Annotated in this window: 8 protein-coding genes; 6 read left to right on the plus strand and 2 right to left on the minus strand. The window is 71.6% G+C overall.

All coding sequences use genetic code 11. The annotated features are described in order from the left end of the window. The first annotated feature begins 194 nt into the window (after window positions 1-194). The 5 genes from ABZW32_RS02010 to serA all read left to right on the plus strand — a co-directional run bounded on the left by ABZW32_RS02010 (window position 195) and on the right by serA (window position 8808). On the plus strand, window positions 195-3101 hold the full coding sequence (locus ABZW32_RS02010) for an EAL domain-containing protein (RefSeq protein ID WP_356209988.1): 2907 nt from the start codon (window positions 195-197) through the stop codon (window positions 3099-3101). 227 nt (window positions 3102-3328) lie between these two features. Further along, window positions 3329-5215, plus strand: a complete 1887-nt coding sequence (locus ABZW32_RS02015; RefSeq protein ID WP_266842482.1) for an acetolactate synthase large subunit — start codon at window positions 3329-3331, stop codon at window positions 5213-5215. Between the two features lie 32 nt (window positions 5216-5247). After that, on the plus strand, window positions 5248-5772 hold the full coding sequence (gene ilvN, locus ABZW32_RS02020) for an acetolactate synthase small subunit (protein ID WP_214932313.1): 525 nt from the start codon (window positions 5248-5250) through the stop codon (window positions 5770-5772). Between the two features lie 156 nt (window positions 5773-5928). After that, window positions 5929-6930 carry a ketol-acid reductoisomerase gene (ilvC, locus tag ABZW32_RS02025; protein WP_285535921.1) on the plus strand — a complete coding sequence of 334 codons (1002 nt, stop codon included), beginning with the start codon at window positions 5929-5931 and terminating at the stop codon, window positions 6928-6930. 288 nt (window positions 6931-7218) lie between these two features. Further along, entirely contained in the window at window positions 7219-8808 is a 1590-nt protein-coding gene (serA, locus tag ABZW32_RS02030; protein WP_356209894.1) for a phosphoglycerate dehydrogenase, read from the plus strand. Window positions 8809-8882: 74 nt separating this feature from the next. Here serA and ABZW32_RS02035 read toward each other — a convergent pair whose 3' ends face one another. Then, window positions 8883-10424 (minus strand): MFS transporter, encoded by a 1542-nt coding sequence (locus tag ABZW32_RS02035; protein ID WP_356209895.1) that lies wholly within the window; start codon window positions 10422-10424, stop codon window positions 8883-8885. Window positions 10425-10526: 102 nt separating this feature from the next. On the opposite strand from ABZW32_RS02035, the gene ABZW32_RS02040 reads away from it, so the two are divergent. Further along, on the plus strand, window positions 10527-11147 hold the full coding sequence (locus ABZW32_RS02040; RefSeq protein WP_356209898.1) for a TetR/AcrR family transcriptional regulator: 621 nt from the start codon (window positions 10527-10529) through the stop codon (window positions 11145-11147). A gap of 674 nt (window positions 11148-11821) precedes the next feature. Here ABZW32_RS02040 and ABZW32_RS02045 read toward each other — a convergent pair. Continuing rightward, entirely contained in the window at window positions 11822-13057 is a 1236-nt protein-coding gene (locus ABZW32_RS02045; protein ID WP_356209901.1) for a helix-turn-helix domain-containing protein, read from the minus strand. Window positions 13058-13064: the final 7 nt, after the last annotated feature.

Below are 13064 nucleotides of genomic sequence, written 5' to 3' on the forward strand. Positions count from 1 at the left end.
TCCACAACGCCCCTGGTGGTGACGGAGAGTAGAGAGACTATGTCGCTGAGTGACGAAAGTGGTGTATCGTCCGGAACCAGGGGCTGCGCCACGTACGTCTGGCGCTGGGGAGTGATCGGACACTTTGGGGGGCGACGGGCGATGCACGGCCAATGGACGAAGGATCCGATGCGGCAGAGCCGCCGAAGGCGACGATGGGGCGCGCCGGAACCAGCCGGCGAGGGGGACCGGTGAACCCCCAGGGGGCGGCGCTGCTGACCCGGCCGCCCGTGGCGGGCGGCGGTGGGGGCCTGGCGGCGCAGTTCCTCCTCGCGGTGGTCAGCGGCGGGTACGCCGTGGGGGCCGCGCTCGGCTGGGGGTCCGAGGAACTCGCCAAGGTCATGGGCGACTTCGGGCTCAGCACGGCAGGGTTACTGGCCGCCGTCTCCTGCTACCACTACGCCAGGACGATCGACCGGCGCGAGCGCCCCGCCTGGCTGATGTTCGCGTTCTCCTCGCTCATGGGAGCCCTCGGGAACGCCGTCTGGGGCTGGTACGAGGTCATCCTCGGCCAGAAGGTCCCCGAGCCCTCGCTCGCCGACTTCGCCTTCCTCTGCTTCGCCCCGCCCGCCATCGTGGGACTGCTCGTCCTCGCCAAGCGCCCCGTCACCCGGGCGGGCTGGGTCTGCCTCGGCCTCGACTCCTGGCTCATCGGCGGCTCGCTCCTGACCCTCTCGTGGAGCCTGGCCCTCGCCAACGCCGCGCGCACCGTCCAGTCCGGAGCGCCCGGAAGCGTCCCGCGCGCCGCGCTCTCGCTCGCGTACCCGCTCCTGGACATCGCGCTCGTCTCGATGGTCCTGGTCCTGCACTTCCGCCGTTCCGCGAACAACCGCTCCGCCGTCAACACGGCCATCGCGGCGCTCGCCCTGACCGTCCTGAGCGACGCGCTGTTCACCTCGCCGCTGCTGAACACCACCTACCGCTCCGGCGAGATCCTCGACGCCGGCTGGTTCGCCGGCTCCCTGCTGCTCGCCTACGCGCCCTGGGGCGCCCGCCGGCCCGACGGCGCCGACCGGGCCGCCCCCCAGCGCGCGGAACGGCCCCACAGCCGTCCCATCACCGGCTCGCTGCCCGCCCTCACCCCGTACCTCGCCGCCGCGGTCTGCACCCTCGGGATCCTCTACAACGTCGTCGACGGCCGGAAGGTCGACCGGATGGTCGTCTTCACCGGCTGCACCGTGGTCCTGGCCCTCGTCATCCGCCAGGGCATCATGCTCCTCGACAACATCGCCCTCACCCAGGAACTGGCCCAGAAGGAGAACCACTTCCGCTCCCTGGTCCAGGGCTCCAGCGACGTCATCATGATCGCCGCGCCCACCGGGACCCTGCGCTACGTCAGCCCCGCCGCGGCCGGGGTCTACGGCCGCGAGGCGGAGGAGCTGATCGGCAGCGAGCTGGCCAGCCTGATCCATCCCGACGACCTCGGACGCGTGGTCCACGAGGTGCGCCGCTTCCTTGCCGCACCGCCCGCCGAGGAGCCCACGACCCGCATCGAGTGTCGGTTCGAATCGGGCAGCGGCGAATGGCTCAATGTGGAGTCCACCGTCAACCGGCACCAGGGCGGGCTCATCCTCAACAGCCGGGACGTCACCGAGCGGGTCCGCCTCCAGGCCCAGCTCCAGCACAGCGCCGAACACGACCCGCTGACCGACCTGCCCAACCGGGCCCTGTTCACCCGCCGGGTCCGCCAGGCGCTCACCGGCCGCCGGGCCGGCGACCACAGCACCGCCGTGCTCTTCATCGACCTCGACGGCTTCAAGGCGGTCAACGACACCATCGGCCACCAGGCCGGTGACGAGCTGCTCGTCGAGGCCGCCCACCGCCTCCAGGACGCCGTCCGGGCGGGGGACACCGCCGCCCGGCTCGGCGGGGACGAGTTCGCCGCCCTGATCCTCGGCGACGGCAGCCGCGACCGCAGCGCCCGTGAGTACCAGGTGCACGAGATCGCCGAGCGGTTGCGCAGCACCCTCTCCCAGCCCTACCGCATCGCGGGCAGCGAGGTCCGGGTCGCCGCCAGCATCGGCGTGGCCTTCGCCGACCCCGGCATCACCCCTTCGGACCTGATGCGCAACGCGGATCTGGCGATGTACCGGGCCAAGGCCGGCGGCAAGGACCGCGTCGAGCTGTACGCCCCGCAGATGCAGGCCGAGGTCGTCCGCAAGGCCGAGCTGGCGGGCCGGCTGCGCACCGCGCTCCACGAGGGCGAGTTCGCCCTGCTGCACCAGCCCGTGGTCTCGCTGGCCACCGGTGAGGTCACCGCGGTGGCCGCCCAGGCCCGCTGGCGGTCCGCCCAGGGGATCCTCTTCACCCCGGCCGAATTCCTCCGGGTGGCAGAGCAGGGTGAGTCCGGGTCCGCCGGGCAGGACGCCGCGCGCACCGCCGAACTGGGCCGCTGGCTGCTGGAAGAGGCCGTAGAGCGGGCCGCCGAGCGCCACCGGGCCGGACACGACGTACCAGTGGCCGTACGGATGACCGCGCAACGGCTGCTCGACCGGTCCCTGCCCCGCGGTTCCGTGGAGGCGCTGCTGGCCCGGCACGGACTGCCCTCCGGGGCGCTGGTGCTGGAACTGGCCGCCTCCGACCCCAGAGTGCCCTTCGACGAGCTGGAGCGCCGCCTGACGGCCCTGCACCGGCTCGGCGTACGGATCGCCCTCGACGGCTTCGGCAGCGGCTACGCGGCCATCAGTGCCCTCCGCAGGCTTCCCGTGGACCTCCTCAAGCTCGACCGGGGCCTGGTCGAAGGGGTGGTCGAATCCGCCAGGCTGCACAAGATCACCGCAGGATTGTTGCGTATCGCAAATGACCTGGGCATGCAGTCCGTGGCGGACGGGCTGGACCTGCCGGAGCAGGTGCTGGCCCTGCGGGCCATGGGGTGCACCCACGGCCAGGGAGCGGCCTTCTCCGGACCACTCGACGAATACAGGCTGCGGCGCGCGCTCGTGAGGAGTACGTTCCCAGTGCCGGGCGGTACGGCCCAGCCGGCCTTGGCCGGTGGCTCGTCCGGTGGTTCGATGGCCATCCGTAGAGGCTCAAATAATGAGACGCCCGTCCCACCCGCTTGACATCGACCTCCCGCCGGAGGGAGGGTCAGTGCCATGCGCACCCGAATTCTCGTACTTGGAAAGCGCGTCGGCTGAAGCTGGGACCATCATGTCCCCGCTCAACGCTACCGACGCGCTCCCCTCGCTTGCCACCAGGCACGAGGGGTTTTTTGTTGCACTGGCACACGCCCCCGGTCCTGATCCGGGGGATCCCCGCCCCTCGTAAAACCCTCAGCTTCGAGAAGAGAATGCCGATGACCGAGCAGGCCACCGGGGCCCACCATCCGCAGCCGCGGCCCCGTACGGGTGGACACCAGCCCACCGCAGTTGAGCACGTCACGGGCGCGCAGTCCCTCATCCGCTCTCTCGAAGAGGTGGGGTGCGACACCGTCTTCGGCATCCCGGGCGGCGCCATCCTCCCCGCGTACGACCCGATGATGGACAGCAAGAAGGTCCGTCACATCCTGGTCCGCCACGAGCAGGGCGCCGGGCACGCCGCCACCGGCTACGCGCAGGCCACCGGCAAGGTCGGCGTCTGCATGGCCACCTCGGGCCCGGGTGCCACCAACCTGGTCACCCCGATCGCCGACGCGCACATGGACTCCGTCCCGCTCGTCGCCATCACCGGCCAGGTCTCCTCCAAGGCGATCGGGACGGACGCCTTCCAGGAGGCGGACATCGTCGGCATCACGATGCCGATCACCAAGCACAACTTCCTGGTCACCAAGGCCGAGGACATCCCGCGGACGATCGCCGAGGCGTTCCACATCGCCGCCAGCGGCCGTCCGGGCCCGGTCCTGGTGGACATCGCCAAGGACGCCCTGCAGGCGAAGACCACCTTCTCCTGGCCGCCGTCCATGGACCTGCCCGGCTACCGGCCGGTCACCAAGCCGCACGCCAAGCAGATCCGCGAGGCCGCCAAGCTCATCTGTCAGGCCAAGCGCCCGGTCCTGTACGTCGGCGGCGGCGTCATGAAGTCCGGCGCCACGGCCGAACTGAAGGTCCTCGCCGAGCTGACCGGGGTCCCGGTCTGCACCACCCTGATGGCCCTCGGCTCCTTCCCCGACAGCCACCCGCTGCACGTCGGCATGCCGGGCATGCACGGCAGCGTCACCGGCGTCACCGCGCTCCAGAAGTCGGACCTGCTGATCGCGCTCGGCACCCGCTTCGACGACCGCGTCACCGGCAAGCTGGACAGCTTCGCCCCCTTCGCCAAGGTCATCCACGCGGACATCGACCCCGCGGAGATCGGCAAGAACCGCGAGGTCGACGTCCCGATCGTCGGCGACGCCCGCGAGGTCATCGCCGACCTGATCCAGGCCGTCCAGGCCGAGCACACCGAGGGCAACGCGGGCGACTACACCGCCTGGTGGAAGGACCTCAACCGCTGGCGCGACACGTACCCGCTGGGCTACGACCTGCCCGAGGACGGCATGCTGTCCCCCCAGCAGGTCATCGAGCGGATCGGCGCGCTCGCGCCGAAGAGCACGATCTTCGCGGCGGGCGTCGGCCAGCACCAGATGTGGGCCTCGCACTTCGTCAAGTACGAGGAGCCCCGCACCTGGCTGAACTCCGGCGGCGCCGGAACCATGGGCTACGCGGTCCCGGCCGCGATGGGCGCGAAGGTCGGCATGCCGGAGCGCACCGTCTGGGCGATCGACGGCGACGGCTGCTTCCAGATGACCAATCAGGAACTGGTCACCTGCGCGCTGAACAACATCCCGATCAAGGTCGCGATCATCAACAACGGTGCGCTGGGCATGGTCCGCCAGTGGCAGACCCTGTTCTACAACCAGCGGTACTCCAACACCGTGCTGCACGCGGACGAGACCGGCCACGACACCGTCGGATCCCAGCTCGGCGAGTCCATCGCACCCCGCAAGGGCACCCGCGTCCCGGACTTCGTCAAGCTGTCCGAGGCCATGGGCTGCGTCGCCCTGCGCTGCGAGGACCCGGCGGACCTGGACAAGGTCATCGCCGAGGCCAACGCGATCAACGACCGTACGGTCGTGATCGACTTCATCGTCCACGAGGACGCCATGGTGTGGCCGATGGTCGCCGCCGGCACCTCCAACGACGAGGTCATGGCAGCCCGGGGCGTCCGCCCCGACTTCGGCGACAACGAAGACGACTGAGCCGAGAGAGCCTGAGAGAGAGAACGACTCACATGTCCAAGCACACGCTCTCCGTCCTGGTCGAGAACACGCCCGGCATCCTCGCCCGGATCGCCGCGCTGTTCTCCCGCCGCGGGTTCAACATCGACTCCCTCGCGGTCGGCGTCACCGAGCACCCCGACATCTCCCGCATCACCATCGTCGTGAACGTGGAGGACCTCCCGCTGGAGCAGGTGACCAAGCAGCTCAACAAGCTGGTCAACGTGCTCAAGATCGTCGAGCTGGAGCCGCACAACGCCATCGAGCGCGAACTCGTCCTGGTGAAGGTCCGCGCCGACAACGAGACGCGCTCGCAGATCGTCGAGATCGTCCAGCTGTTCCGCGCCAAGACGGTCGACGTCTCCCCGGAGGCCGTCACCATCGAGGCCACCGGCGGCGCCGACAAGCTGGGCGCCATGCTCAAGATGCTGGAGCCCTTCGGCATCAAGGAGCTCGTGCAGTCCGGCACCATCGCCATAGGGCGTGGCGGCCGGTCCATCACGGACCGCAGCCTGCGCTCGCTCGACCGCAGTGCCTGACCGCGGCGCCTGACTCCAGAGCCCGGCCGCGGTCGCCCGCCGGCCGCGGCGCTCCGGGGCGCGAATGCCCCGGTTCGAATGGCGAGACCGACAAACTCAGATTCCGTTCCCCGCCGTACGGTGGGAGCAACACCAGCGCACCAAGGAGATATCCCAGTGGCCGAGCTGTTCTACGAGAACGACGCCGACCTGTCCATCATCCAGGGCCGCAAGGTCGCGGTCATCGGTTACGGCAGCCAGGGCCACGCCCACGCGCTGTCGCTCCGTGACTCCGGCGTCGACGTCGTCGTCGGCCTCAAGGAGGGCTCGAAGTCCAAGGCCAAGGCCGAGGAGCAGGGTCTGAAGGTCGTCTCCGTGTCGGAGGCCGCCGAGTGGGCGAACGTCATCATGATCCTGACCCCGGACCCGCTCCAGGCCGAGATCTACGAGGAGTCCATCAAGGACCACCTCAAGGAGGGCGACGCGCTCTTCTTCGGCCACGGCTTCAACGTCCGGTACGGCTTCATCAAGCCCCCCACCAACGTCGACGTCGCCCTGGTCGCCCCGAAGGGCCCGGGCCACCTGGTCCGCCGTCAGTACGAGGAGGGCCGCGGCGTTCCGTGCATCGCCGCCGTCGAGCAGGACGCCACCGGCAAGGCCTTCGAGCTGGCGCTGTCCTACGCGGCCGGCATCGGCGGCACCCGCGCCGGCGTCATCAAGACGACCTTCACCGAGGAGACCGAGACCGACCTGTTCGGTGAGCAGGCCGTCCTCTGCGGTGGCGCCTCCGCCCTGGTCAAGGCCGGTTTCGAGGTCCTGACCGAGGCCGGCTACCAGCCGGAGATCGCGTACTTCGAGTGCCTGCACGAGCTGAAGCTCATCGTGGACCTCATGTACGAGGGCGGCCTGGAGAAGATGCGCTGGTCGGTCTCCGAGACCGCCGAGTGGGGCGACTACATCACCGGCCCGCGCGTCATCACCGACGCCACCAAGGCCGAGATGAAGAAGGTCCTGGCCGAGATCCAGAGCGGCGAATTCGCCAACACCTGGATGGCGGAGTACAAGGCGGGTCTGCCGAAGTACAACGAGTACAAGAAGGCCGACGAGGCCCACCTGCTGGAGACCACCGGCAAGAAGCTGCGCAAGCTGATGAGCTGGGTCGACAGCGACGAGAGCTGATCTCGTGGGCGGCGGGGCCGGGACGATGCGTTCCGGCCCCGCCGCGCACCGCCCCCATGGGTGGAGATGGCCGGAATGTAGGCCTCGTGTAGCGCGGATTGTCCACCCCGGCCAATCACGGACGGGTGATCCTTCCGTACAGGCGGAATTCCGGCTCGGATCCGCTACTACACTGCACAACACAACGCGTCAGGCCCACAGTGTCGTGCGTCTTCCACGCGGCTACCCCCTCCACCGCCTGCGGCCGTCGGGACGGCCGTCCGCACTGGACTTGTGAGGATGACCCACGTGAGCTCGAAACCTGTCGTACTCATCGCCGAAGAGCTGTCGCCCGCCACGGTGGACGCGCTCGGTCCGGACTTCGAGATCCGGCACGTCAACGGCGCCGACCGCGCCGAGCTGCTCCCCGCGATCGTCGACGTCGACGCGATCCTCGTCCGCTCCGCCACCAAGGTGGACGCCGAGGCGATCGCCGCCGCCAAGAAGCTGAAGGTCGTCGCGCGCGCCGGTGTCGGTCTCGACAACGTCGACGTATCCGCCGCCACCAAGGCCGGCGTGATGGTCGTGAACGCCCCGACCTCCAACATCGTCACCGCCGCCGAGCTCGCCTGCGGTCTGCTCGTCGCCACCGCCCGCAACATCCCGCAGGCCAACACCGCCCTGAAGAACGGCGAGTGGAAGCGGAACAAGTACACGGGCGTCGAGCTCAGCGAGAAGACCCTCGGCGTCGTCGGCCTCGGCCGCATCGGCGTCCTGGTCGCCCAGCGCATGTCCGCCTTCGGCATGAAGATCGTGGCCTACGACCCCTACGTGCAGCCCGCGCGCGCCGCCCAGATGGGCGTCAAGATGCTGACGCTGGACGAACTGCTGGAGGTCGCCGACTTCATCACCGTGCACCTGCCCAAGACCCCCGAGACCATCGGTCTCATCGGGGACGAGGCCCTGCACAAGGTGAAGCCGTCCGTCCGCATCGTCAACGCCGCCCGCGGCGGGATCGTGGACGAGGCCGCGCTGTACTCGGCCATCAAGGAGGGCCGCGTCGCCGGCGCCGGTCTCGACGTGTACGCGAAGGAGCCCTGCACGGACTCCCCGCTCTTCGAGCTCGACCAGGTCGTCTGCACCCCGCACCTCGGCGCGTCCACGGACGAGGCCCAGGAGAAGGCCGGCATCTCGGTCGCCACGTCGGTGCGCCTCGCGCTCGCCGGCGAGCTCGTGCCGGACGCGGTCAACGTCCAGGGCGGCGTCATCGCCGAGGACGTCCGTCCCGGTCTGCCGCTCGCGGAGAAGCTCGGCCGCATCTTCACCGCCCTCGCGGGCGAGGTCGCGGTCCGTCTCGACGTAGAGGTCTGCGGCGAGATCACCCAGCACGACGTCAAGGTGCTCGAACTCTCCGCGCTCAAGGGTGTCTTCGAGGACGTCGTCGACGAGACGGTCTCCTACGTCAACGCCCCGCTGTTCGCGCAGGAGCGCGGCGTCGAGGTCCGCCTGACCACCAGCTCGGAGTCCCCGGACCACCGCAACGTGGTGACCGTGCGCGGCACCCTGTCGGACGGTCAGGAGGTCTCGGTCTCCGGCACCCTGGCCGGCCCCAAGCACCTCCAGAAGATCGTCGGCGTGGGCGAGTACGACGTGGACCTGGCCCTGGCCGACCACATGATCGTGCTGCGCTACACCGACCGTCCGGGTGTGGTCGGCAAGGTCGGGCAGCTGCTCGGCGAGGCCGGTCTGAACATCGCGGGCATGCAGGTCGCCCGTGCCGAGGAGGGTGGCGAGGCGCTCGTCGTCCTCACCGTCGACGCCGAGGTCCCGGTCGACGTCCTCGCGGCCATCTCCGCCGAGATCGGCGCCGCGTCGGCCCGTACGGTCAACCTGGGCTGACCGCCGCACCGCATCCGAAAGGGCCCGGGGTGTTCCCCGGGCCCTTTCGCGTCCTCCTCCCGCCGCTACGGGGCTCAGGCCGTCGGCGTGGCGGCCGGGACGGCCCGTTCCGCCGCGGCCGGGGCGGCGGGCTTCCCGCTCCGGGCCAGGGCCAGGGCGCCGGCCGCCGCCACGAGGAGCAGGGCCGCACCACCCCAGGCCGCGTACTGCATTCCGTGGACGAAGGCCTCACGGGCCAGGGCCAGCAGCTGTGCGCCGGCCGCTCCGCCGGTCTGCGCGGCGGTGGCCACGGCACCGCCCAGGGTCTCCCGGACGGCGGGCTCGGCGCCCGACAGGTCGGAGCGGTAGACGGCGGTGCCGAGGCTGCCGAGCAGAGCCATGCCGAGGGCGCCGCCGAACTCCTGGCCCGTCTCCAGCAGCGAGGCGGCCGAGCCGGCCTTCTCGGCGGGGGCCGAGGCCAGTGCCATGTCGGAGACCAGCGACATCACCACCACGATGCCGGAGGCCAACACCCCGGCGCCGGCCAGCAGCAGCCACAGGGAGTCGGTGCTCACCAGGGAGATCAGGCCGAACCCGGCGGCGGCCAGGACGAAGCCGCCGGCGATGACGCGGGCCCGGTCGGTCCTCTGGGCCAGGGCCGCTCCGACGGGGGCCGCTGCGCCGATGAACAGGGAGGGCGCGAGGCTCCACAGGGCCGCCTCCAGGGTGCCCATGCCGAGCACCGACTGCAGGTACTGGGTGGTGAAGTAGGCCGAGCCCATCATGGCGAAGGCGGCCACGGTGTTCAGGCCGATGCCCGCCCCGAAGCCCCGCCCCCGGAAGAGCGCCCGCGAGACCATCGCGTCCTCGTGGCGGCGCTGGCGGCGGACGAAGGCGCAACCGAACGCCAGGCCGACGAGCAGGCAGCCGAGGGAGAGGGGCTCGAAGCCCTCGGCGGCGATCTCCTTGAGCCCGTAGACCACCGGCAGGACGGCCGCCGTCGACAGCGGGATGCTCAGCAGGTCGAAGCGGCCGGGAGCCGGGTCCTTGAACTCCGGCACCAGCACAGGGACCAGGACCAGCAGGAGCAGCATCGCGGGCACGTTGATCAGGAAGACCGAGCCCCACCAGAAGTGGTTCAGCATCACGCCGCTGAGCACCGAGCCCAGGGCGATGCCGCCGGTCATGGCCCCGGACCAGAGGGCGATGGCCTTGCCGCGCTGCTTGTCGTCGCGGAAGAGGTTGCGCACGAGGGCGAGGGTGGAGGGCATCAGGGTCGCGCCGCCGACGCCGAGGAGCACGCGGGCCGCGATCAGCATCCCGGCGCTGGTGGCGTAGGCGGCGGCCACGGAGGCGAGGCCGAAGGCGCCGGCTCCCATCAGCAGCAGCTTGCGGCGGCCGATCCGGTCGCCGAGCGAGCCCATCGTGATCAGCAGGCCGGCGAGGGCGAAGGCGTAGCTGTCGAAGATCCACAGCTGCTGGGTGGAGCTCGGGTCGAGCTCCCGGGTGATGGCCGGGATGGCGAAGTAGAGGACGGAGGTGTCCATCGAGACCAGGAGCAGGGGCAGCAACAGGACCGTGAACGCGGTCCATTCGCGGCGGCCGGCGAGGCGCGCCGTAGCGGCGGGGTTCGTCATGAGAAGGAATGTACATCCGTCATAAACGCTTGTCTATGACGGATGTATAGAACTGATGTCTGGGACGATCGTCTTGGACGGTTGTCTTGCTACCGTGGGGCCATGGGACATCGCGAAGATCTGCTCGAAGGCGCGAAGAAGTGCCTGGCCGAGAAGGGGTTCGTGCGGACGACCGCGCGCGACATCGTCAACGCCTCCGGTACCAACCTGGCGTCCATCGGCTACCACTACGGCTCCAAGGACGCCCTGCTCACCCAGGCCTTCATCGCCCTGATGGAGGAATGGGGCGAGGGGTTCGGGGGCGCCCTGGGTGGCGCGGACGGCTCGCTGGAGCGCCTGCAGGGACTGTGGGAGGGGGTCGTGGGCCGGCAGGAGGAGACCGCGCCCGTCTGGGCGGCCAGCCTGGAGATCGCGCTGAGCCGTGGTCAGCACGCCGAACTGCGCGCCATGCTCGGCGCCTCGCAGCGGGAGGGGCGCAGGGGTCTGATCTCGATGCTGACCGGCATCCCGGAGGACGAGGTGACCGAACGCGACGAGCGCACCCGCGGCACCGTCTACCAGGCGCTGCTCAACGGCCTGATGATCCAGTGGCTGTTCGACCCGGCGAGCGCCGCCACGGCGGAGGAGTTCACGGAGGGGCTGCGGCGGGTGGCCGAGGGGGTCACGGCAGAGGGGGTCAAGGCCGAGGGGGTCACGGCCGGGACGGAGGGCGGCGAGGGCTGAGCGGCGCCCGCCGGGGCCCCGGCCGGTACGCCCCGGCGTCGTACCGGAGCCGGAACCACCGCTCGGGCGCGTACGTCCACCCCTCGCGGCAGCCGAACCGGATCGGCTGGAGGGGGAGTTGCCATGACGGGTGCGGGGACGGCCGGGTGGCGCGCGGGGCCCCGGCCGGCCACCTCGCCCGCAGCGAGGCCGTCGCGGCCGCCCGGGCGGGTTCGGCCGCGCTGCGGGAGTGGCGCACCGGCTTCCACCCGCTGGACGCCGAGGACCGGCAGCCGCCGGGCGGGTTCCGCTCGGGTGTGGACAAGGCCGCCCACCCGGACGGGAACTTCCTGCTGCGCGCCGAACTGCCCGCCGCCGCCCCGCCTCCCACCCCCGTGCGCCGGCCCTACGGAGAGGCGCCGGCCGTACCGCTGCGCGGGGCGCCCGATGTGTACGAGGAGATGGACAGGACCCCCGACGCCGCGCCCCCCACCCCGCCGCTGACGGACACGGTGGTCCTGACCGGCCGGGTGCTGCCGGGCCGGACCGGGTTGCCGGGGACCGTGTGTCCGATGGTCCGGCTGTCGCAGACGGTCCCGGTCGCCCTCACCGCCCCCTCGGGACCCGGGTGCTGCTCGACGCGGCCTCGGGCGCGCCCCTCGAATCCCTGCGTCCGCTCCCGCCGCTCGCGGCGGTCAGCGGTGCAACCGGGCGGCCTTGAGTGCCATGTGGAGCAACAGGCGGTCCTCGCCGTCGTCCAGGTCGAGCCCCGTCAGCTGCTCCACCCGGCCCAGCCGGTAGTACAGGGTCTGGCGGTGGATGCCCAACGCGGCCGCCGCACGGCCCGCCTGGCCCGCGCAGTCGAGGAACACCTCGGCGGTACGGGCCAGTTCCCGGTGGGCCGGGCCGAGCAGGGTCCGGGTCGCCGGGTCGTCCGCCGGGCCCGCCGCCAGGGCGGCCAGCATCCGGTACGGGCCGATCTCCGACCACTGCGCCACCGGCCCCAGCGGGGGCCGGGCGGCGGCCGTCCGGGCCGCGGCGGTGGCCTGCGCCCAGGCGGCGGGCAGCTCCGCGAGGGTCCGGACCGGGTCGGACAGGCCCGCGGTGGGGCCGCGCGCCGGAGCCACGGGCTCCGGCGCCGGGGCGGACGGCGCGCCGGGCAGCAGCCGCCCCACCGCGGTCAGGGCCGGGGCCAGCGCGTCCGTCGAGCGCAGCCGGAGCAGGACGGCGAGCGCCCCGCCCCCGGAGCCTGCGCCCCCGGAGCCTCCGGGCCCCCCGCCGGACGCCCCCGCCACGCCGTTCGCGTCGGCGGCGTCACCCGGAACGACGCACACCGCCGCCGCCCCCGGCACCGACGCGGGAGCCTCCCCGGCCCACGGCGCCACGCACACGGCGGCGTGCAGTCCCTCGGCCCCCGGCCCCAGGGCCACCCGCAGCGCGGCCACCGCCATGTCCTGCTGCCAGCCCCGCCCGGCGGTGAGGACCGCGAGGAACTCCCGGGACAGGCCGGCGCCCGCCTTGGCCTCCTCGGCGAGCAGCACCCCGATCCGCTCGGCCACCTCCATCGCGGCGGCCAGCGCCTGCGTCCCGGGGCCCGGCTCCTGGTCGAGGAGCCACACGTAGCCCTGCACGATGCCCCGGTAGCGCACCGGCAGGCAGATCCGCCCGCGGAGGACGCCCGCGTCCGGGGCGGCCGGGATGTGGACGGGGCCGGTCGCGCGGGTGATCCCGTAGGCCTCGAACCAGGACCGCACGGCCGCCGTGGACTGCCGGGTCAGGATCGAGCGGGTGCGGACGGGGTCCATGACGAGGTCGTCGTCGCTGTCGTGGGCTCCGAAGGCGATGAGGCGGAAGTCCCGGTTCTCCAGTGTGGCCGGGGCGCCGAGCAGCGCCGAGATCTCGTCGACCAGGTCCTGGTAATCGCCCTTCACGCGCCCA

This window comes from Streptomyces sp. NPDC004667, assembly GCF_040609475.1.
In the GTDB taxonomy this organism is placed as follows: Bacteria; Actinomycetota; Actinomycetes; order Streptomycetales; family Streptomycetaceae; genus Streptomyces.